This is a genomic window from Actinocrispum sp. NPDC049592, assembly GCF_040675465.1.
Lineage (GTDB): Bacteria > Actinomycetota > Actinomycetes > Mycobacteriales > Pseudonocardiaceae > Kibdelosporangium.
The window spans coordinates 75670-95962 of the sequence record NZ_JBFAPA010000011.1 but is presented as its reverse complement, the minus strand read 5'-3'; the positions used below and the strand labels follow the sequence as shown (position 1 = coordinate 95962).

Genomic DNA, 20293 nt, shown 5'->3' with positions numbered 1-20293 from the left:
TCACCCAACGCTTGAGCGTTCCGCCAGGTCGGGCGCCGTGTTCCGTCGCCGCTCTACCACCGGCTTGCCTCCGGCCCCCCCGAAATCCAGCGTACCGGCGCCCACCGACACCAACCGGGCGGGAACGACCCGATCGCGCCGAGTCATCCACAGCGACCACCGATCGGGGGCCGGGGCGAGCGATTCTTTCAACCCGCTCGCAGTGGATCAGGCCGAGAACTTCGCAGTGGCGAGAACGGGTGAGGTGGGTTCTTTGGAGCCCGTGGAAGGTTCCAGGGTAAAGGCCAGGGCCTCTGCCCCTTTGGCCGCGGAAAGGTCGTTGGATGTCATAGACCCGTCCGAAACCCCCAGCAACCCCGCGGAAGCGACATTCTTCCCGGAAACAAACCAGGCCTGATAAACCTTGTTGGCGGGCAATGGCGGCAACCCGCGCACCAACACCACCATCTGGTTGCGGTCCAGGGAAATGGCCACCGTGGCATTCCCGCCCGAACCCACGGCGGTGGTGCCGATGCGGGCGTCGGGGGCCGACAGCACGGACTGGAGCTTGTCCAGCTCCGCTTGGGAGGCCGCCACCTTGTCCTGCAGCTGCGCGTTCGTGGTGACCCAAGCCACACCGATCCCTGCCGCCACAAGCAAACTCGCGGCCGCGGCGAACACGGAGACTCGGGTGGCCCACTTCCGGGGTTGCACCACAACGCGTTCGCCGGACGCGGGCGGCAGCTGCCGTACCTGTGTGGTGGCTGTCCGTACGCGGTTCCACAGTTGGGGCGGGGGGTTCATGGCTGTCGCGAGGCCGAGGCGCGCGGTTGTCTCGCGGAGTTCGGCGACCTCCTGGCTGCACGCCCCGCAGCCGGACATGTGGTCCTCGAACGCCCGACGCTCCATTTCGGACAGCGCGTCGAGGACGTAAGCGCCGGTGAGCGTATGCACATCGTTGTTCACGCCGTCACCCCCATGCAGTCACGGAGGCGGATCAGGCCGTCTCGCAGTCTTGTCTTCACTGTGCCCAGCGGGGAATCGAGCAGGTGCGCGACTTCCCGGTAGGTGTAGCCCTGGTAGTAGGCGAGCAGGACCGACTCGCGCTGCAGGTCGGTGAGGCTGCCCAGGCAGCGCCGAACCTGTTCCCGCTCAAGGCGTCCGGCGACGACCTCGGTCACTTCGTCGAAGGGGCGGGCACTTTCGGCGCGGGCCATCCGGGTGTCGCGTTCGGTGCTGGCCTGGGCCGAACGAACGCGGTCGACGGCCTTGCGGTGGGCGATGGTCATCGCCCACGACAGGACCGAACCGCGGTCCGGGCTGTACCGGGTGGCCGAGCGCCACAGCTCGAGGAACACCTCCTGCGCCACCTCTTCGGACTGCGCCGGATCCCGCAGGACCCGCTGGACCAGACCGAAGATCGGGGCGGACAGGTGCCGGTAGAGCTGTTCGAAGGCCACGTCGTCACCACGTGCGACACGCGGCAGGAGTTCATCGAGGGACGCCGGTTGTGACCCGGCATCCCGTGAGCGCTGTGCTCGTTCCCGCATCAGCTCGCCTTCCCGTCCCTCTCGCGCCACAGACTCCATTCGGTCCAAGCGGAGCGATGGATTGGCTTGGACCGGCACAGTGGCTGAGATGACCCTAGCGCTGTGGCCGGGCAAGGTTCACGGCCACAGCGCTAGAAGCTCGAAGGCGTTGAACGGCTCAGGATGCCGCTTTGGTGGTGGTGCCGCGGGCGCGACCCAGCCGGGTCACGCCCGCGGCGAACCGGATGCCCAGCTCGCGGATGAACGCGCGTGGGCCATTCGTGCGGTGCTCTCGGGGAAGCACCGCCTGGTTTACGCGGACGCGGACAGCCATTTCGACCTGCCAGGACGGGCCGGCACCCAGCACCCCTTGACCGTGGGGACATCCTCCGGCTGGGGGTCCGGCAAAGCGAGCAGCTCCGAGACGATCTCGGCCGACCGTCCGGAGGAACGCCAGAAAACCTTGTAAGGAAAGAAGATATCCGGCTCGTCACCCGGGATCCGGGTGGCGTCGGCATCGTGTTCGCCATAGATCTGGATGACGTCGATGACCCCGTTGTGCACCCTGACCCCGACCACCGCGGCGACATCGCCGTTGGCGTCGCGCGGGTGCGCGAAGCTGAAACCGCGAGCGATCAACTCCCGGAGCTGACCCTCGAACTCGTCCATGTCGACACCTGCTTCACGACAGCAGATCGTCGAACTCGCCGAGCTTCGCGCCCGCGAGGAAGGCGGCCATCTCGGCCCGGGTGTAGATCAGCGCGGGTCCGTCCGGGAACCGGGAGTTGCGCACCGCGAACTCACCGGACTCGAGCGTCGCCACCTCGACACAGTTGCCGACCGCGCCGCTCATCCGGCTGCGCCTCCAGTCGACGCCGCCGAGACGATCGGCGGAAACCCCGTTGTGTACAGCAGTCATGAAGTGCTCCCACCTGTTCCCCGACAATCCCCGACATTGCCCTGGCGGCGGCACGTCTGGATCTTCGTGCACAAGAAAGGTAGCACGGCGATTGCACGCGCGCATGCACGTGCATCTGCACGAATTTCACACTGGCGTCGAAGCAGGGGATCCGGCCGGTTTTCTCGACGGTAGGTGAGGGATGGTCACAGCCTGTCAACAGTCGCGGATCGAAAACCCGCATTTTGGCGGGTTCCGTGAGGCGGTCCCGTCCAACTGGCAGACTCGCGATACCCACTTGGACCTGCGGGTTTGCCTTCAGGGCGGCAATCGGCGGTGGCGAGTAAGTGCCATTAGGCCCATTACCAAAGTGATCTGCGTCTCACTGGTTCAGACCAACGTGGTCTAGAACCCCGTCCTACAGCTCGTTGAGGAGCTTGGACAGGTTCCGGCGCGTCTGGTCCGGCGTGTCGGCCTCGACCACCAGGCGGTGCGCGGCCTTGCTGTAGACCTCGACCTCGTCGGTCTTGTCCAGGTACAACGCGCCGCAGATGTGCTCCAGGTAGACGATGTCCGGCAGCTCCGGCTCGGCGAACCGCAACAGCGTGAACGCGTTCTCCGCGGCCGACCCGCCCAGCTCGAACGGCACGATCTGCAGCGACACGTTCGACATCCGGGTCAGCTCCAGCAGGTGCTCGATCTGGCCCTTGAGCACCTTGCGCCCACCGATCTGGCGGTGCACGCACGCCTCCTCGATGACCGCCCACAGCCGCGGCGCCTGCGGCGACTGCAACAGCCGCTGGCGCTGCATGCGCAGGTTCACCCGGCGGTCGATCTCCTCCGGCGGCGCGTCCGGCCGCCCGCGCACCATCACCGCGCGGGCGTACTCCTCGGTCTGCAGCAGACCCGGGACGAACTGCACCTCGTAGGTCTGGATCCGGGAGGCCGACTCCTCCAGCCCGACGAAGTCCTGGAACCAGTGCGGCATCAGGTCGTTGAACCGCTGCCACCAGCCCGGCTGGTTGGACTCACGGACCAGCCGCAGGAAGATGTCCCGGTCGCTCTCGTCGGTCACGCCGTAGAGCGTCAGCAGGTCGGCGACGTCGCGTTCCTTGAACGAGACGCGGCCCAGCTCGACCCGGCTGATCTTCGACCCCGACCCGCGAATGGCGTACCCGGCGTCCTCGCGCGAGATGCCCTTGGCCTCCCGCAGGCGGCGCAACTGGCTGCCCAGCACCATTCTGCGTGCGGTAGGGCCACTGCCAGCGGGCTCACCCGTGGACATGCGCGGACCTCCGTGATCGGTGCTGGTGCGACCCCATACTTTAGGGCCTGTCGCACCGTTCGGCGCGCAAGCCTAGCGATCGCCACCCGGCTGCCACAGCACGTCACCCTCCGGATTGGCCACCCGGCACAGGATGAACAGCAGATCGGAGAGCCGGTTGAGGTATTTGGCGGCCAGCCGGTTGGTCCGTTCGGGGTCATCCTCGATCAACGCCCACGTACCCCGCTCCGCGCGTCGCGCCACCGTCCGGGACACGTGCAGCAGGGCCGCCCCCGGGGTGCCGCCGGGCAGGATGAACGAGCGCAGTGGCTCCCGCCGTTCGTTGAACTCGTCGCACCACGCCTCGAGGCGCTCCACATAGGACTCGGTGATCCGCAGCGGCTGTATCGCCGGGTCCTCGGCGATGGGATTGCCCAGGTCAGCGCCCACGTCGAAGAGGTCGTTCTGGATGGCGCGCAGCACCGTGACGATCTCGTCGGGCAGGTTGCCGAGGGCGATGGCGACTCCGATCGAGGAGTTCGTCTCGTCGACATCGGCGTACGCGGCCAGCCGCGGGTCGGTCTTGCGGACGCGCGATCCGTTGACGAGCGCGGTGGTCCCGTCGTCGCCGACGCGGGTGTAGATCCGGGTCAGATGCACAGCCATGCCCGCACTTTATGCGGTGCGGGCATGGCCGGGATTCACCTAAGTGATCGTCGCCTCGTCATGACGAGCCCGGCGATCACGACGACGGCGAGCAAACCGCCGCCGATAGGCCATCCGAGTGAACTCCGCGCTGGTGCCGGTTCCGGCGCGTAACCACCGGCGGCACCGTCCTTCGCGTACTGCGACCCGGGTTGCTTGTCCGCGTACTTTGCGTGCACCAGTCGTTGGTACGCGGACACGGACACCCCGGTGCCTACTGTGCCTCGCGCGGACGCGTTCAACGGCACGACGGAGTCGCCGCGCAACGCGTACCACGCATTGACCTGAGGCTCGCGGAAGATCGTCGCGCCCGGGCCGGCCGCCTTGGCGTAGCGCGACTCGTCGTCCCCGGAGGCGATGTTGGCGACCTGACCGTTAGCGGTCCATACAGTCGCGACGCGTCCGTCAGCACCTGTAGCGGTCTTGGCTGTGTACTGCAGGACCGCCACGGGCAACGCGCCTGACCGCACGAAGTCGGCGGACAGGTAGTAGACCGGGACCTCTTCGGTTGAGACGGTCACCGGGCCACCTAGGAACTCGTTGACCGCATCAGGTTGTGCGGCCGCCGCCGGATATCCGAGGCCGAACACGAGCGTGGCGATGACTGCTGCGATTCGCTTCATCTCACGCTCCGATCCGGTACAGGGAGTGGGTCCAGCGGAACGAGTTGTTGGAGACGTAGTAGTTGTAGGAGGCCCAGTTGTAGCGGTAGTTGTCCGGCCACGGATCGCCCCAGTAGACGAACCCGTTGTCGGGGTTGTAGCCGTAGAGCACGTGCATGTGGCCACCGCCGGAGCTCCACTGGATCCGGGTCATCAGCGGCCGGTTGGCGTTCACCTCGGCCACCACGGTGTTGTAGGCGAGGTAACCGGTGATGTAGCTGCCGCGGGAGATGCCGATCTGGCCGAACGCCTGCTGGTCGTTGGCCAGGGTGGCCTGGTTGTTCGGGCAGCTGGAGTTCATCGACCGGCCGAAGGCCAGGTTGCAGAACTGGTTCTGGCTGTAGGACTTGCCCCACCAGGCGGCCACTGTGTTGCCGCTGGCCGCCCAGCACCAGTTCGACTGCTGCTGGGCTTGCATGGAGATGTTCAAAGTGCCTGCGGTGGCGGCAGGTGCGAGCACGCCGAGCAGGGCGAAGGTGAGTAACAGAGTTATCCGGACACGGTTCATCGACGACTCCTTGTGCAGGGAAGGAACCGCAGCAGGGTGATCAGGCCGGCGGCGGTCAAGGAGTTATGGACCAAAAACTGGTCCATAAAGTTTGTACGCCCTAAACTGAGCAGGGTCAACCCGTCCGATGGGCTATGTTCGATGCTCGGCGTCGTGGGGAGCGTTGGATTTTGAGAACACGTGCGAGCGACGGGCTCTCCCTGAGCCTGAATCTCGACCTGGCCCCGGCCGGGCCGATGAAGGTGAAGTCGGCGGCCGAACAGCTGGTGGACCGGCTGATCACGGCGATCGCTCTGGGCGCGTTGCTGCCGGGCCAGAAGCTTCCCCCGGAGCGCGAGTTCGCCGCCCGGCTCAACGTCAGCCGCACCACGCTGCGCGACGCGCTGCACCAGCTCGAGGCGCTCGGCTACGTCGGCATCACCCGCGGCCGCAGCGGTGGCGTGCGCGTGCACAGCACCTGGGGCCCCGAGTCCGGCTCACACATCCGCAGCATGCTGTTGCCCCGCTGGCAACACCTCACCTGGCTGTTCGACCTGACCCGCACGTTGCTGCCGACCATCGCCGGGCTGGCCGCGGAACGCCGCACCGACGAGCACGTCCGCCGGATCTGGGCCGCGGTCGAGGCGTACGAGAAGGCCGAGGAGCGCGACGCCATGCGCGCGGCCGACCACTCGGTGCATTCCGCGATCGCGGACGCCACCGGAAACCCGTACTACGTCAGCATCGACTCGCAGCTGCGGATCCAGCTGACGTTCGGCACCGATTCGCTGCCGTACGACGCCGAGATCCGCAACCGCGCGCTGGCCGACCACCGCGCCATCGCCGAGGCCATCGAGGCGGCTGACAGCGCGCGGGCGGCCGAGCTGACCCAGCGCCATTTCGTTGACCTCGCTGAGAAACCCATGCTCCGGCTGCGGCAACGGGTGGAGGCGGCCGGGGTCGGCGAACTGGAGTGAACGGCATCCGTACGATTGCCCGGACGTAACCATTCGGTCCCAATCGTTGTAGGAGGGTGCGCGTGTCCGAGCATTTCCGGGTGCACGGCGGGGCGCGGCTGGCCGGCGCGGTCGATGTGATCGGCGCCAAGAACAGCGTGCTGAAGCTGATGGCGGCGGCGCTGCTCGCGGAGGGCACCACCACCATCACCAACTGCCCGGAGATCCTGGACGTGCCGTTCATGGCCGACGTGCTGCGCAGCATCGGCTGCGCGGTGGACGTCGACGGCGACACGGTCGTGATCACCACCCCGGCCGAGCTCAACCACCAGCCCGACGCGGCCTCCATGGGCAAGCTGCGGGCCTCGGTGTGCGTGCTCGGACCGCTGGTCGGCCGGTGCCGCCGCGCGGTCGTCGCGCTGCCCGGCGGCGACGCGATCGGCTCGCGCCCGCTGGACATGCACCAGAGCGGCCTGCGTCAGCTCGGCGCGACCAGCGAGATCGAGCACGGCTCGGTCGTCGCCCAGGCGGACACCCTGCTGGGCGCGCAGATCTGGCTGGACTTCCCGAGCGTGGGCGCGACCGAGAACATCCTGATGGCCGCCGTCTTGGCAGAGGGCACCACGGTGATCGACAACGCCGCGCGTGAGCCGGAGATCGTCGACTTGTGCACGATGCTCACCCAGATGGGCGCCAAGATCGAGGGCGCCGGCACGTCGACGCTGACGGTGCACGGCGTGAGTTCCCTGTCGCCCACGACCCACCGGGTGATCGGCGACCGGATCGTCGGCGCCACCTGGGCGTTCGCCGCCGCCATGACCCGCGGCGACATCACCGTGCGCGGCGTCGACCCGCACCACCTCGACCTCGTGCTGGACAAGCTGCGCACCGCGGGCGCGGAGGTGACGGTCAACGACGGCAAGGAGTTCCGCGTCGTCATGGACGCGAGACCCAAGTCCGTCGACTTCGTCACCCTGCCCTACCCGGGCTTCGCCACCGACCTCCAGCCGTTCGCCATCGCGCTGTCCGCGGTGTCCGACGGCACCTCGATGATCACCGAGAACCTGTTCGAGTCCCGGTTCCGCTTCATCGAGGAGATGACCCGCCTGTCCGCCGACGCCCGCACCGACGGCCACCACGCCGTGATCCGCGGCGTGGAGAAACTCTCCAGCGCCCCCGTCTGGGCGTCGGACATCCGTGCGGGCGCCGGCCTCGTGCTCGCCGGTCTGTGCGCCGACGGCGTCACCGAGGTCTGGGACGTCTTCCACATCGACCGCGGCTACCCGGCGTTCGTGGAGAACCTCAACCGTCTGGGCGCCGAGGTCGAACGCGTCGACTGATCACTCGGTCTCCTTCGGGTGCTTGGTGCTGGCCCGGGATGTGACGCATGATCTGCCATGCCTGCAGGTCGGGATCGGCGTAGATCTCCGCGGTGCCCTTCCAGCCGTAGATCAGCGCGGTGACGGAGGTCGGGTTGCCTAGGGAGTCGGCGGCTTCCAGCACTCCCGGCAGCTCGGCGGTGAACTGACGCAACTCGTCTTCGGGGAGGAAACGCGTCCAGGGGAACGTTTCCGGCATAACTTGACTCACTAGTGCTCGCACTTCGGGATCGTGCCGCAGCAGGGCGGCGAACAGGGACGTCGTGGTTTTCATGACCTCGCGCAGATCCCGGGCGCGGTTCGCGTCGACGAGGACCAGGTCCTCGTCATCACCGCGGCGGCGCACGCGGATGGCGCGACTCGGCGAGGCCTGCAGCTTGCGCACGGCCTCCAGAGGCTTGTTCGACAGCTCGGAGAAGCTCACCCGGTGGTAGGGGCCACTCGTCCGGGTACTTGCTCGATTATGTGAGTTGCTCCACGTTATTTGCCGGTTACCGCTCAGTACCCTCAGGGAATCGCCGTCCTTCCGGAGGTTCCCGTGCCGTACCCGACCGACAGTGAGCGTGACCGGCCCTGGGTCATGCGGACCTACGCCGGCCACTCGTCGGCGACGGCGTCGAACGCCCTGTACCGGCGCAACCTGGCGAAGGGGCAGACGGGGCTGTCGGTGGCGTTCGACCTGCCGACGCAGACCGGCTACGACCCGGACCACGAGCTGGCCCGCGGCGAGGTGGGCAAGGTCGGCGTGCCCATCAGCCATGTGGGCGACATGCGTCAGCTCTTCGAGGGCATTCCGCTGGCCGAGGCGAACACGTCGATGACGATCAACGCGACGGCCATGTGGCTGCTCGCGATGTACGTGACGGTCGCGGAGGAGCAGGGCGCGGACATCGGCGCGCTGACCGGCACCACGCAGAACGACATCATCAAGGAGTACCTCTCGCGCGGGACATATGTGTTCCCGCCCGGGCCGTCGCTGCGGCTGATCACCGACATGGTGGCGTGGACGGTCACCAACGTGCCGAAGTGGAACCCGATCAACATCTGCAGCTACCACCTGCAGGAGGTCGGCGCGAACCCCGTCCAAGAGGTGGCGTACTCGATGTGCACCGCGATCGCCGTGCTGGACGCGGTGCGCGACTCGGGGCAGGTGCCGCAGAGCGAGTTCGGCTCGGTGGTCGCGCGGATGTCGTTCTTCGTCAACGCGGGCGTGCGGTTCGTCGAGGAGATGTGCAAGATGCGCGCGTTCACCGCGCTGTGGGACGAGATCACGCTGGAGCGCTACGGCGTGCAGAACCCGAAGCACCGCCGGTTCCGCTATGGCGTACAGGTGAACTCGCTCGGCCTGACCGAGGCGCAGCCGGAGAACAACGTCCAGCGGATCGTGCTGGAGATGCTCGCGGTCACGTTGTCCCGCAACGCCCGCGCCCGCGCGATCCAGCTGCCCGCGTGGAACGAGGCGCTCGGCCTGCCGCGGCCGTGGGACCAGCAGTGGGCGTTGCGCATGCAGCAGGTGCTCGCGTACGAGACGGACTTGTTGGAGTACGAGGACATCTTCGAGGGTTCGCCGGTGATCCAGGCCAAAGTGGACGCGATCATCCAGGGCGCGCGCGAGGAGATCGACCGCGTGCAGGCGATGGGCGGCGCGGTCGCGGCGGTGGAGAGCGGGTACATGAAGACCCAGCTCGTCGGGTCGCTGGCCGGGCGGCGGATGCGGATCGAGGCCGGTGCGGAGATCATCGTCGGCGTCAACAAGTTCGACACCACCGAGCCGTCACCGCTGCAAGCCGAAGGCGCGCAAGCGATCGAGCAGCTCGACCCGGCGGTCGAGAAGGAAGCGATCGACGCGATCCGGGCGTGGCGCTCCGGCAGGGACCAGTCCCTCGTCGAGTCTACTTTGGATGCTTTGCGTGCAGCCGCCAAGACCGAGGTCAACTTGATGTCGGCGACTTTGGCGTGCGCCAAGGCGGGTGTCACGACCGGCGAGTGGGCCGGGGCGCTGCGTGAGGTGTTCGGCGAATACCGTGCCCCCACTGGGGTTTCCGGCGTCTCGGTCGGCGAGGCCGGGGCGGAGCTGGCCCAGGTGCGCGAACGCGTCCAGGCGACGAACACCGAGCTGGGCGAGCGGCTGCGGATGCTGGTCGGCAAGCCGGGCCTGGACGGCCACTCGAACGGCGCCGAGCAGGTCGCGGTCCGGGCCCGCGATGTGGGCTTCGAGGTTGTGTACCAAGGGATCCGGCTGACCCCCGACCAGATCGTGGCCGCCGCCGTTCAGGAGGGCGTGCACGTCGTCGGGTTGTCCGTGCTGTCGGGTTCACACCTAGAGGTGGTCCCTGCGGTGGTTGAGGGCCTGAAGAAGGCCGGGGCCGAGGACATCCCGGTGATCGTCGGCGGGATCGTGCCACCGCAGGACGAGAAGATCCTGCTGTCCAAGGGGATCGCGCGCGTCTTCACGCCCAAGGACTACGAGCTGACCCAGATCATGTCCGGCATCGTCGACCTCATCCGCGAAACCCACGGCCTCCCCTCGTGAGTGGTTCCGGCCGTTCTGACGACCGAAACCACTCACCAGCCTGCGCTAGCGGACTTGGTAGGCGTTGATCAGGGTCTGGTCAACGCCGCGGTCGCCCGCGTCGGCCGAGACGCGCAGGGACACCATCTGCCCACTTTGGCCGCCGGGGGACTGGACGAACCAGCAGTCGCCCAGCTGAAGGACGCTGAGCTGCTTCCAGGTCGTACCGTCGAAGGACGCGAAGGCCTTGAAGGTCCTGGCTTTCACGGTGACGGTGAACGCACCGCCGCCGCGGTCGTTCTCGTCCAGGGGGACGTTGTACCTCGGGTCGAGCAGCGGCAGCCGCGTCTCGGTCTCGGTCGCGGCGGACGGGAACCGCCAGGTGGAGCGGATCTCGGTGGACCGCTGGAACGCCGGGTTGTTGTTCCGGATCGCGGTCGTGCTCAGCTCGTAGCTGCCGGGCTCGGCCGGAAGTCCTTGCCAGTAGCCACTGCCCGGCGCCGGGACGGTCTGCAAAGGCTTTCCGTTCAGGCTCAACGTGGTCGAGCCGCTGTCCGACTCATCCGGCACGCCGTAGTCCCACGAGGTCGCTCCCGACCACATCGGGATCACCGCCTGGATGACGTCCTTGGCGCGGGACACCGGCGGGCGCTCCGGCCAGTCCAGCCTCGGCGCGAAGACCCCTTGATACCAAACGGTTCTATAGGTCTTCCCGCGCTCGAACGTCGTCTCGGGCAGTTCCTGCATCGCGCTGTCGCCCAGGCCGAGACTGACCCACTGCCGCCACTTCCCAGGGGTGTAGTACTCGACGCGCCGCATCGGCGCCTTCGCCTCCAGGTGCAACACCCCCATGAACCCGGCCGCGGCCGGAACGGGCATCGACAGGTTGTGCGTGGGACCCGAGGCGCCTGGAGCGCGGTAGTCGTTCTCCACCGCCACCAGATCTCGTTTGGTGAACTGGTACTTCTTGCCCGCGGGCAGTTCCCCGATGCTCTGCTGCATGACGTGGTACCCAGTAGGGGCGATGTCGTTGCCGTGCATGCGGGCACTTGCCGCTGTGGACAGACGATCGAACGTCAACCCAGCACTGACAACGGGAATACGAGTCGGCTGGTCGAACCACTGGCCGAACCGGCTCGGTGCGAACACCGCCGCGACCGCTCCCGCGCCGGCCACGTTCGCCACCTGCTGGGCTGTATCGTCGGCCTCACGCAGCAACGCGATCTTGCCCTTGAGGTCGAGTCCGGCGATCTCGTCCGGCTGCCCGGTCTTGGCGTCCACGATCCCGGCGGTGATGTCGCCGATGGGCGTGCTGTTGATCGCGTACTCGACCGGAACCTCGAACCGCTCCGGCGCGGCCGCGGTCAGGGTAACGCGCGGCCTGGCCCACAAGGAGTTCGTGTAGTACGAGAGCTTCGGGTTGCGCACCGGCTGGGCGTAGAACGGCAGTTCGGCCGGGCCGCTCATGCCGGCCCCGGTGCTGAGGCCGCCGGCCAGCCGCAGGCCGATCCCGTCGTCCCGGGCGAGCTGCCGGGCGTCCGGGTCGCCGTCGAGCCGGACCTGAACCGGCTGCGAGCCACGGGCGTCAAGGACCACTGTGGACGGTGTGTCCACGGTGAAGTCCATCTGCGCCAGGCTGGTCACCGCGTGTGGCCTGAAGCCCTCGTCCCGGTCGACGATGTTGCCGGCCAGCGAGTACGTTCCCTTGGGCACTCGGACGGTCACGCCCTGGTCACCGACGACGGGCCACTCCATGACCGTGCCTTCCTTGTTCACCAGGAAGATGTTCGGCAGGGACGCGGGTGCGCCGTCGCGGCGGACCGTCTTGATGGTCAGCTCGTACCGCTCGTCCTGCAAGCTCGCGCCCAGCAACACCTTGGGACCTGGCTTGCCGTCCACAGTAGACGTTATTGCACCACCGCGAAGACCGGGCTGTCCGGCGGACGGGGTGAGCGTCACGGTCGCCTGCGCGGTTCCGTGTGCTGGTACGGACAACGTCGTCGGCTCGATGCTGAACAGGCCTGTGGGAGCGTCGATCGAGGCTGCCACCGCCAGCGTCTGCGGTTGGTCGCCGTTGTTGCGATACGTGATGTTCTTGTGCTGCACGGGAAGCGTGCTCCATGGCCAGCCGAGTTCGCCGAAGCCCACGCTGGCGACGTCGGTCGTGATGGTCGTGGCCAGCGCGTTGGGCACGTTCACGATGCCGCCGCCCTGCGCGTAGATGGACTCGTTCGCGACCGGCTTCGCCGTGGTCACCAAGGCTGACTTGAGGTCGGTGGCCTTCCACGTGGGGTTGCGTTGGGCGAGCAGCGCGGCGGCACCGGCGACGTGCGGGGTCGCCATCGACGTGCCGGACATCGTCCGGTACAGCCCTTCCCCGCTCGTGCCCGCTGCCCGGGCCGCGGTGATGTCGCTGCCCGGTGCCGCGATCTCCGGCTTGACGCCTTCGTCGCCGCTCCGCGGGCCGCGGCTGGAGAAGTCGCTGATCGCCCCGGCTTTGGTGACGCTGGCGACCGTGAGCGCCGCGTCGGCCGCGCCCGGTGACCCGATCGTGTGGTCGAGGTACCGGTTCCCCGCGGCGGTCACGAACAATGTCCCCGTTTTCGCGGTGAGGTCGTTGACCGCCTGGTCGAGAATGCCCGTGCCGTCGGACGCGGAGTCGGTGCCCAGGCTCATGTTCACCACGCGGGCGCCGGAGTCGGCGGCCCATTCCATCCCGGCCAGGATCGACGAGATCGAGCCGGAGCCGGAATCGTCGAGCACCTTGCCGACGATCAGAGTCGCGTCGGGTGCGACCCCGGTGTACTTGGCGCCACGGCCCGCGATTGTGGACGCCACGTGCGTGCCGTGGCCGACGTGGTCGGCCACGTCCGCCGGGCCCGCGTCGGTGAACCCCTTGGCGTCGGTCACGTGCAGGTCCGGGTGGGCCGGGTCGTAGCCGGTGTCCAGCACGGCGACCTTCACCCCAGTGCCGCGCAACCCGGCCTGCCATGCCTCCGGTGCCCCGATCATCGGCACGCTCTGGTCCAGGGTCGCGCGCACCTTGCCGTCCAGCCAGACTTTCTCACCGAGCGGCCAGATCCGGTCCTTTGTGGACAAGCTGGCCGCGGTCAGGCCAAGCCTTGGCAAGGTTCTGCCGTTTTTCAGGGCTCGGGCCGGGGTGGCGACGAGCACCGGCAGATCCTCGCGAAAACCCTGTGCCAGCAGGTCAGTGACGTCGAACAGCTTCGGGTCGAGCCGGTGGGCGGCCAGTCCGGGCAGGGCGTCGTCCGGGATGACGGTGGTGCGCCCGTTGGTGTCCCGGCGGTGGAAAAGGACGTGTTCGCGGCCCGGAGCCGGGTCGATCTTCACCCCGGAACCCGGCAGGAGCGTGACGCGATCACCGGTGACCAGCGTGACTGTAGCCCCCTGAGCTGCGCTTTCCCGGTGCGGTGCGGCATGTGCGGGCAGCGGCAGGAGTCCTAGCGCCGCTAGGAGGACGAGCGTTGTTACTCGTTTTCGTCTCATCACGGGTCTATGACGCCGATCCACCCCGCCAGGCTGCACCGGCGTGAACCGAACCTGCGAGTAGCCCGTGTTTCACACGCGTTGCCTTGTGAGAGAAGGGATCGTCGATGGCCGGTCTTCGTACGTTCGGACTACCGGATACCGTCAATGGGACGGACATCAAAGGTGCTCGTGCGTTGATCGACGCCTGGCGGGCGGACGGCGCGTTCCAGATCTTGCTGGACCGGTGGCAGCGGCGAAGGCTCGACGACGCCTTCGAGGTGAGCAGATCCTTCTTCCGGATGCCGCCGGCGCTGAAGGCCAGGTGCGTCAGTGACCTGAGCTACTCCGGGTACCTGCCGTCCGGCGCGGGCGAGATCTTCCTGGTCTGCCCGGACATCCCGCTGGAGGACGAGCGCGTACGGGCGCAGTGGGCCTGCCACGGGCCGGTGCCGTGGCCGGACCTGGTGTACCGCCGGGCGATGCGCTCGTACCTGACCCTGCTGGGATCCATCGGCGAGACCGTGTTGAAGCTCACCGGCATGGCCATCGGCCTGCCGGACGTCGACTGGCTCACCGAAGACGGCTGGCACCACATGCAGGTCCGCAACTTCCCTGTCGGTGCCACCCAGCCGCGCGCCGACTACGGCATGCTCGTGATCACCGCGCACGCCGACGACACCCGCACGCTGACCGTCTCGCCGGGCGAGATCATGCAGTTCCTCACCAACGGTATGCTCCGGCCCGCGCTGTACCAGGCCAGCAGGCACGCGATGGTCTACTTCCACGAACCCAACTTCGACACCGGCATCCGCCCGTTCGCCGAACCGGCCGAGCCGCAGTTCGTGCACTACGGAACCCAGTTCACCAGCATGTTCATGCAGAACTACCCGCACAAGCCGACCAGCAGGCGGATCGTGGCCGAGGACCGGCTGGCGATCCTGGCCGGTCTCGCGCGCAGGGCGAGCGCTGTCACGGGTTAGCAGCTAGCGTCGGGATATGGCCGACTACTCGCACATCCTGGTCAAGACCGAAGGTGAGACCGTCCGGATCACGATGAACCGGGCTCAGCGGCGGAACTCGTTGTCCGCGCCGCACCTGGCGGAGTTGCTGGCGGCGTTCCGGGCGGCCGGCGAGACCGACGCGACCGGGATCGTGCTCGGCGGGGCCGGGCCGGTGTTCTCCGCGGGGCACGACTTCGCCGATGTGGCTTCGCGGGATCTCGTGGGCGTGCGGGCGTTGCTGCAGTTGTGCACGGAGTTGATGCGGACCATCGAGTCCGTTCCCCAGGTCGTCATCGCGCGGGTGCATGGGTTGGCCACGGCCGCGGGCTGCCAGCTGGTGGCTTCGTGTGATCTCGCGGTGGCGGCTTCGTCGGCGGGGTTTGCCTTGCCCGGTGGGAAGGGTGGGTGGTTCTGCCACACGCCCGCGGTGCCGGTGGCGCGGGCGATCGGGCGGAAACGGTTGATGGAGATGGTGTTGACCGGCGATGTGGTCCCGGCCGAGGCGGCGTTAGAGTGGGGGCTGGTGAACCAGGTCGTGCCCGACGAGGACCTCGACCCGGCGGTGGACGGGCTGCTGGCGCGGGCGACGCGGGGCAGCCGGGCGAGCAAGGCCCTGGGCAAGCAGACGATCTACGCGCACCTGGACCGGCCGGAGGCGGACGCGTACGCGATCGCGCTGGAGGTCATGGCCTCGGCGTCCCAGCTGCCGGGAGCGCGCGAGGGGATGGCGGCTTTCCTTGAAAAACGTGAACCCGTCTGGCCGGATTGAGTGAACCTCGTGGCGTGAACCACCGTGTCCCTTCATAGTCGGATAGCTGGAGGGACAATGAGCGGCATTCGTACGTTCGGCCTACCGGAATCTGTCGATGGGAGTCACTCGGCGCTCGGCCGGGAAATGATCTCCGCCTGGCAGGCGGACGGGATCTGCCAGATCGGGCTGACCCGTCACCAGGTGCAAAAGCTCCAGGACACGTTCGACGCGAGCAGACGTTTCTTCGCCGAACCCATGTCCTTCAAGTCCAAATGCATAAGCGACCTGACCTATGCCGGGTACATCGCGTCCGGCGAGGAGGTCACCGCGGGCGAGGCGGATTTGTCCGAGATCTTCACGGTCTGCCAGGACATTCCGCTGTCGGAGTCCCGGGTGCGCGCGAAGTGGCCCTGTCACGGTCCGGTGCCATGGCCGAGCGCGGAGTACCGGCGGGCGATGCAGAGCTACATGACCGAACTGGGCGGCATCGGTGATCGACTCCTGCGGCTGATCGCCCTCGGCCTCGACCTCCCGGCGGACACCCTCACGACGCTGGCGGACGACGGCTGGCACCACATGCGCGTCCTGCGTTTCCCGGCGGCCTCGTCATCGGGGTCGCGAGGAATCGGGGCGCACACGGACTACGGAATGCTGGTGATCGCGGCACAGGACGACGTGGGCGGATTGTTCGTGCGCCCGCCGGTCGAAGGCGAACACAGGAATCGCAACTGGCTCGACACGGAAAGCACCGCGGGAATGTACGAGAACGACGAACCATGGACCTTCGTCGAGCCGGTTCCGGATGTGTTGACCGTGTTCCCGGGCGACATCCTGCAGTTCCTCACCGGCGACCGGCTCCTGTCGACACCCCACAAAGTCCGCCTGGCCGACCGCGAACGGTACACAATGGCCTATTTCCACGAACCCAACTTCAACGCCACGATCCGCCCACTGACCGACGGCGACGAGAAGATCCACTACGGCACCCACTTCACGAACATGTTCATGCGCTGTTATCCAGACCGCATAACCACGCAAAGAATAATCGCCGAGGACCGCCTCAAAACCCTCGCCGACCTCGCGACGAAATCCGCCGCGGCCTGACGCGCCTCCGGTCGTCCTGTCTGGTGGCCGGACCTATGCCCGGCTGGCGGGGTTGGCAGTCATGGTGACGTGGGCGCTGTGAGCCCGGGGGTGGGTTGCATACTTGGAGGTGATGAGCGCGACGGTTGTGGTCAAGGGGCTTGCTGCCGGACATGGGGACCGGGTTTTGTTCAGCGGGCTCGAAATGGTGGTGGGGCCCGGAGATGTCGTCGGGCTGGTGGGGGCCAACGGGGCTGGGAAGTCGACGTTGCTGCGGACGCTGGCCGGGTTGATCCCCGCCGAGGAGGGGCAGATCCGGCTCAGTCCCGCCTCCGCCACGATCGGGTACCTCCCGCAGGAGCCCGACCGGCGCGAGGGCGAGACGGTGCGGGCGTTCCTGGAGCGGCGGACGGGTGTCGCCGAGGCGCAGCGGGCGATGGACGCGGCGGCGGAGGCCCTGGGCAGTGACAAGCCGGGCGCCGATGACGAGTACGCCGAGGCCTTGGAACGGTGGCTGTCGCTGGGCGGCGCCGATCTGGCCGAGCGCATCGACGAGACCGTGCCCAACCCCGAGCAGCTCATGACGAGTCTCTCCGGTGGGCAGGCCGCCCGGGTGGGGATGGCGTCGCTGCTGCTCAGCCGGTACGACATCTTCCTGCTCGACGAACCCACCAACGACCTCGACCTGGAAGGCCTGGAGCGGCTGGAGAAGTTCGTCACCGAACTGCGCGCCGGCACCGTCCTGGTCAGCCACGACCGCGAGTTCCTCGCCCGCACGGTCACCCGCGTCGTCGAGCTTGACCTCGCGCAGCACCAAGTCAACAGCTACGGCGGCGGCTACGAGGCCTACCTCGCCGAACGCGAAGTGGCCCGGCGGCACGCCCGCCAGCAGTACGAGGACTACGCGGACACCGTTGCCGGCCTTCAGGAACGCGCGCACACGCAACGCGCCTGGATGGACAAGGGCGTCAAGAACGCCCGCCGCAAGGCCCCGGACAACGACAAGACCGCCCGCAAGTTCCGCAGCGAGGCAACGGAAAAGCAGGCCTCGAAGGTCAGGCAGACCGAGCGGCTGATCGAACGGCTCGAAGTGGTGGACGAACCCCGCAAGGAGTGGGAACTCCGCATGCGGATCGCCCAGGCGCCGCGGTCCGGCTCGATCGTGGCGACCCTGAACGGCGCGGTGGTCCGCAGGGGCGGCTTCACCCTTGGCCCGGTGACCCTGCAGATCGACTGGGCCGACCGGGTCGCGATCACCGGCGCGAACGGAGCGGGCAAGTCCACCCTCCTCGCCGCACTGCTTGGCAGAGCGGAACTCGCCGAGGGCTCCGGTGGGCTGGGCGCCGGAGTCGTCGTGGGCGAAGTGGACCAGGCGCGGAAGCTGTTCGACGCGGACGCGGTCCTGCTCGACTCGTTGCAGCAGGAGGTTCCCGAGTGGACACCGGCGGACATCCGCACTCTGCTGGCGAAGTTCGGCCTCAAGGCCGCGCACGTCATGCGGCACAACAAGACCCTGTCGCCGGGTGAACGGACCCGTGCCGCGCTGGCGCTTCTGCAGGCGCGAGGGGTGAACCTGCTCGTGCTGGACGAGCCGACCAACCACCTCGACCTGCCCGCGATCGAACAGCTGGAGTCCGCTTTGGACACCTACGAGGGCACGTTCCTGTTGGTCACCCACGACCGCAGGATGCTCGACGCGGTCCGTACCACCCGGCACATCAGGGTCACGGACGGGCGGGTTTCTTAGCCCGGAACCGGAACGCCCCCGGCACGGTCTCGACCGACACGTCCACGAAACCCGCTGCCCGCAAGCGGTCCGGCAACGAAGCCGGGTCGACGACGACCATCGTGTCCCGGATGTGCAGGATCCGGAACCGCAGGCTCACCCGGCTGTCCACCCCGGCGAACACGCCGCCGGGCCGCAGCACCCGGCACGCCTGCGCGAAAAGCCGGTCCTGCAACGAAACCGAGGGCACATGGTGCAACATCGTGAAACACGTGACCGCGCTGAACTCGTTGTCGTCCAACGGAAGCGAAGCGCCGTCGCCCTCGATCACTCGCACCGAGGGAAACTCCGCCGCGAGTCGTTGAGCCGATGCGGGATCAACCTCCACAATGGTCAGACGGGGCGTCAACGACGTCAGAACCCGTGTCGTGGCGCCAAAACCGGGTCCGATCTCCAGCACGTCCTCGCCCAGGGAGACGTCCTTCAGCGCCCACGGCATCAGGCTGTCCTTGACGCGCTGCCCCCACTTGGCCGAACTGCAAATCCTGCGGTGAATCAGGTTCATCGGCATGACCGCACGGTAAAGCCAGAAACGACACGGCCGATACGGACTAGACTGCCACAGTATGTTGTCAACCGGACACCAGATCGTCGTGGGCACGCTCGACTTGCTCCCGGGAACGCAGTTCGGCTGGCACACGCACCACCAGCACCAGCTCAACTGGGCCGAGGACGGCGTGCTCACCATCGCCACCGCGGAAGGCAGCTGGATCCTGCCGCCGGCCAGGGCGTTGTGGATTCCCAGGCACACCAAGCACACCACCGGGTCCGCGCGCAGCACGACCATGCGCAGCCTGCTGATCGACCGCGACCTGGTCGAATGGCAGGTCCCGACCGTCGTCGACGTCGGTCCGCTGCTCGGCCCGTTGCTCAGCTATCTGGGCACTGACCTGGGCAAAGAGCCGCGGGAACGGGCCGAGGCGGTGCTGCAGGACCTGCTCGTGCCCGTCCCGGTAGCGCCGATCCAGCTGCCGATGCCAGTGGACGACCGGGCCGCCGGCGTCGCGAAAGCCCTGCAGGAAGACCCCGCGGACACGCGCACGCTCGCGGAGTGGGGACGTCAGGTGGGGGCGAGCGAACGGACGCTGGCGCGGCTGTTCGGCGCCCAGACCGGGATGGGGTTCGACGAGTGGCGGACCCGGCTGCGGCTGAGCCAGGCGATCGCGCTGCTGGCCGACGGCCACACGGTGACCGCGGCCGGGCGCCGCGTCGGTTACGCGACACCCAGCGCGTTCGTGGTCGCGTTCCGCCGGGTCACCGGGGTGTCCCCGGGCCGCTACTTCGCCCGTTCGAACAGCAGGAGCATGCCGTAGGCGGCGACCGACTGGGCGTCGGTGATCTCGGAGGCACGGATCATCTTCTCGAACTCGGCGCGGTCGAACCACGCGGTGCGCATGTCCTGCTCCTCGTGCTCCCGCTCGTGCGCGCCCTGCGTGAGGTCGGTCGCCAGCCAGACGTGCCCGCGCTGGCTGGACAGACCGGGAGCGACGTCCAGCTGGCCCAGCTCGGTGAGCGTGCCCGCCCGCAGCCCGGTCTCCTCGCGCAGCTCGCGTTCGGCCAGCTCACGCGGGTCGGCGTCCTGCCGGTTGGGCGCGGAACCCTGCGGGAACTCCCAGCGGCGCAGGCCCAGCGGGTAGCGGAACTGCTCGACCAGCTGCAACCGGTCGCCGTCCATCGGGATGACCAGGGCGTAGTTCGGCTTGTCCACCACGCTGTAGATGCCCGGCGAGCCGTCCGCGTGCGTGATCCGGTCCTCGCGGACGCTGATCCACGCGTTGGCGTACACCTCACGGGAGTCGATCCTCTGCATGC

At 67.9% G+C, this 20293-nt stretch carries 21 protein-coding genes; 8 read left to right on the top strand and 13 right to left on the bottom strand.

Annotated elements, in window-relative coordinates; genetic code table 11:
• Positions 1-207 precede the first annotated feature (207 nt).
• From AB0J95_RS26555 to AB0J95_RS26515, 9 genes are all read right to left on the bottom strand, one after another.
• Positions 208-945 carry an anti-sigma factor gene (locus AB0J95_RS26555; RefSeq protein ID WP_364763128.1) on the bottom strand — a complete coding sequence of 246 codons (738 nt, stop codon included), beginning with the start codon at positions 943-945 and terminating at the stop codon, positions 208-210.
• Positions 942-1529 carry an ECF RNA polymerase sigma factor SigK gene (sigK, locus tag AB0J95_RS26550; protein ID WP_364763775.1) on the bottom strand — a complete coding sequence of 196 codons (588 nt, stop codon included), beginning with the start codon at positions 1527-1529 and terminating at the stop codon, positions 942-944. The genes AB0J95_RS26555 and sigK overlap by 4 nt, the downstream gene beginning before the upstream one ends.
• A 157-nt stretch (positions 1530-1686) precedes the next feature.
• Positions 1687-1812, bottom strand: coding sequence for a hypothetical protein (locus tag AB0J95_RS26545; protein WP_364763125.1), 126 nt, complete (start codon positions 1810-1812; stop codon positions 1687-1689).
• 8 nt (positions 1813-1820) lie between these two features.
• Positions 1821-2177 (bottom strand): hypothetical protein, encoded by a 357-nt coding sequence (locus AB0J95_RS26540; protein ID WP_364763122.1) that lies wholly within the window; start codon positions 2175-2177, stop codon positions 1821-1823.
• A 13-nt stretch (positions 2178-2190) separates the two neighbouring features.
• Positions 2191-2427, bottom strand: coding sequence for a DUF397 domain-containing protein (locus AB0J95_RS26535; RefSeq protein ID WP_364763119.1), 237 nt, complete (start codon positions 2425-2427; stop codon positions 2191-2193).
• A 397-nt stretch (positions 2428-2824) separates the two neighbouring features.
• Positions 2825-3691, bottom strand: coding sequence for a helix-turn-helix transcriptional regulator (locus AB0J95_RS26530; RefSeq protein ID WP_364763117.1), 867 nt, complete (start codon positions 3689-3691; stop codon positions 2825-2827).
• A gap of 72 nt (positions 3692-3763) precedes the next feature.
• On the bottom strand, positions 3764-4336 hold the full coding sequence (locus AB0J95_RS26525; RefSeq protein ID WP_364763114.1) for a cob(I)yrinic acid a,c-diamide adenosyltransferase: 573 nt from the start codon (positions 4334-4336) through the stop codon (positions 3764-3766).
• 35 nt (positions 4337-4371) lie between these two features.
• Positions 4372-4998 (bottom strand): hypothetical protein, encoded by a 627-nt coding sequence (locus AB0J95_RS26520; RefSeq protein ID WP_364763111.1) that lies wholly within the window; start codon positions 4996-4998, stop codon positions 4372-4374.
• A gap of 1 nt (position 4999) precedes the next feature.
• Positions 5000-5545, bottom strand: a complete 546-nt coding sequence (locus tag AB0J95_RS26515) for a papain-like cysteine protease family protein (RefSeq protein ID WP_364763108.1) — start codon at positions 5543-5545, stop codon at positions 5000-5002.
• A 170-nt stretch (positions 5546-5715) separates the two neighbouring features.
• Between AB0J95_RS26515 and AB0J95_RS26510 the strand changes: the two genes are divergently transcribed.
• Together AB0J95_RS26510 and murA are read left to right on the top strand one after the other, a co-directional pair.
• The gene (locus AB0J95_RS26510) at positions 5716-6501 is read left to right on the top strand and encodes an FCD domain-containing protein (protein ID WP_364763105.1); all 786 of its coding nucleotides are present in this window, start codon (positions 5716-5718) and stop codon (positions 6499-6501) included.
• A gap of 62 nt (positions 6502-6563) precedes the next feature.
• The gene (gene murA, locus AB0J95_RS26505) at positions 6564-7820 is read left to right on the top strand and encodes a UDP-N-acetylglucosamine 1-carboxyvinyltransferase (protein ID WP_364763102.1); all 1257 of its coding nucleotides are present in this window, start codon (positions 6564-6566) and stop codon (positions 7818-7820) included.
• On the opposite strand, the gene AB0J95_RS26500 is transcribed toward murA, so the two are convergent.
• The gene (locus tag AB0J95_RS26500; protein ID WP_364763100.1) at positions 7783-8283 is read right to left on the bottom strand and encodes a hypothetical protein; all 501 of its coding nucleotides are present in this window, start codon (positions 8281-8283) and stop codon (positions 7783-7785) included. The two genes, murA and AB0J95_RS26500, sit on opposite strands and share 38 nt — an antisense overlap.
• A gap of 114 nt (positions 8284-8397) precedes the next feature.
• Between AB0J95_RS26500 and AB0J95_RS26495 the strand changes: the two genes are divergently transcribed.
• Entirely contained in the window at positions 8398-10392 is a 1995-nt protein-coding gene (locus tag AB0J95_RS26495) for a protein meaA (RefSeq protein ID WP_364763097.1), read from the top strand.
• A gap of 45 nt (positions 10393-10437) precedes the next feature.
• Here AB0J95_RS26495 and AB0J95_RS26490 read toward each other — a convergent pair whose 3' ends face one another.
• Positions 10438-13878 carry a S8 family serine peptidase gene (locus AB0J95_RS26490; protein WP_364763094.1) on the bottom strand — a complete coding sequence of 1147 codons (3441 nt, stop codon included), beginning with the start codon at positions 13876-13878 and terminating at the stop codon, positions 10438-10440.
• Between the two features lie 107 nt (positions 13879-13985).
• Here AB0J95_RS26490 and AB0J95_RS26485 point away from each other — a divergent pair, with 107 nt between their 5' ends.
• From AB0J95_RS26485 to AB0J95_RS26470, 4 genes are all read left to right on the top strand, one after another.
• Complete coding sequence (locus AB0J95_RS26485) at positions 13986-14840, top strand: 2-oxoglutarate and iron-dependent oxygenase domain-containing protein (protein ID WP_364763091.1); 855 nt, start codon at positions 13986-13988, stop codon at positions 14838-14840.
• 16 nt (positions 14841-14856) lie between these two features.
• Positions 14857-15630: an enoyl-CoA hydratase-related protein gene (locus AB0J95_RS26480; protein WP_364763088.1), complete on the top strand. Its 774-nt coding sequence runs from the start codon at positions 14857-14859 to the stop codon at positions 15628-15630.
• 57 nt (positions 15631-15687) lie between these two features.
• Positions 15688-16716 (top strand): 2OG-Fe(II) oxygenase family protein, encoded by a 1029-nt coding sequence (locus AB0J95_RS26475; protein ID WP_364763085.1) that lies wholly within the window; start codon positions 15688-15690, stop codon positions 16714-16716.
• Positions 16717-16828: 112 nt separating this feature from the next.
• A complete protein-coding gene (locus tag AB0J95_RS26470; RefSeq protein WP_364763082.1) occupies positions 16829-18442 on the top strand; it encodes an ABC-F family ATP-binding cassette domain-containing protein in 1614 nt (537 codons plus the stop codon).
• Here the strand turns inward: AB0J95_RS26470 and AB0J95_RS26465 are convergent.
• Positions 18420-18992: a class I SAM-dependent methyltransferase gene (locus AB0J95_RS26465; protein ID WP_364763079.1), complete on the bottom strand. Its 573-nt coding sequence runs from the start codon at positions 18990-18992 to the stop codon at positions 18420-18422. The two genes, AB0J95_RS26470 and AB0J95_RS26465, sit on opposite strands and share 23 nt — an antisense overlap.
• Before the next feature lie 55 nt (positions 18993-19047).
• Here AB0J95_RS26465 and AB0J95_RS26460 point away from each other — a divergent pair, with 55 nt between their 5' ends.
• On the top strand, positions 19048-19794 hold the full coding sequence (locus AB0J95_RS26460) for a helix-turn-helix transcriptional regulator (RefSeq protein ID WP_364763077.1): 747 nt from the start codon (positions 19048-19050) through the stop codon (positions 19792-19794).
• On the opposite strand, the gene AB0J95_RS26455 is transcribed toward AB0J95_RS26460, so the two are convergent.
• On the bottom strand, positions 19758-20291 hold the full coding sequence (locus tag AB0J95_RS26455) for an NUDIX hydrolase (protein ID WP_364763074.1): 534 nt from the start codon (positions 20289-20291) through the stop codon (positions 19758-19760). The two genes, AB0J95_RS26460 and AB0J95_RS26455, sit on opposite strands and share 37 nt — an antisense overlap.
• Between the last annotated feature and the right edge of the window lie 2 nt (positions 20292-20293).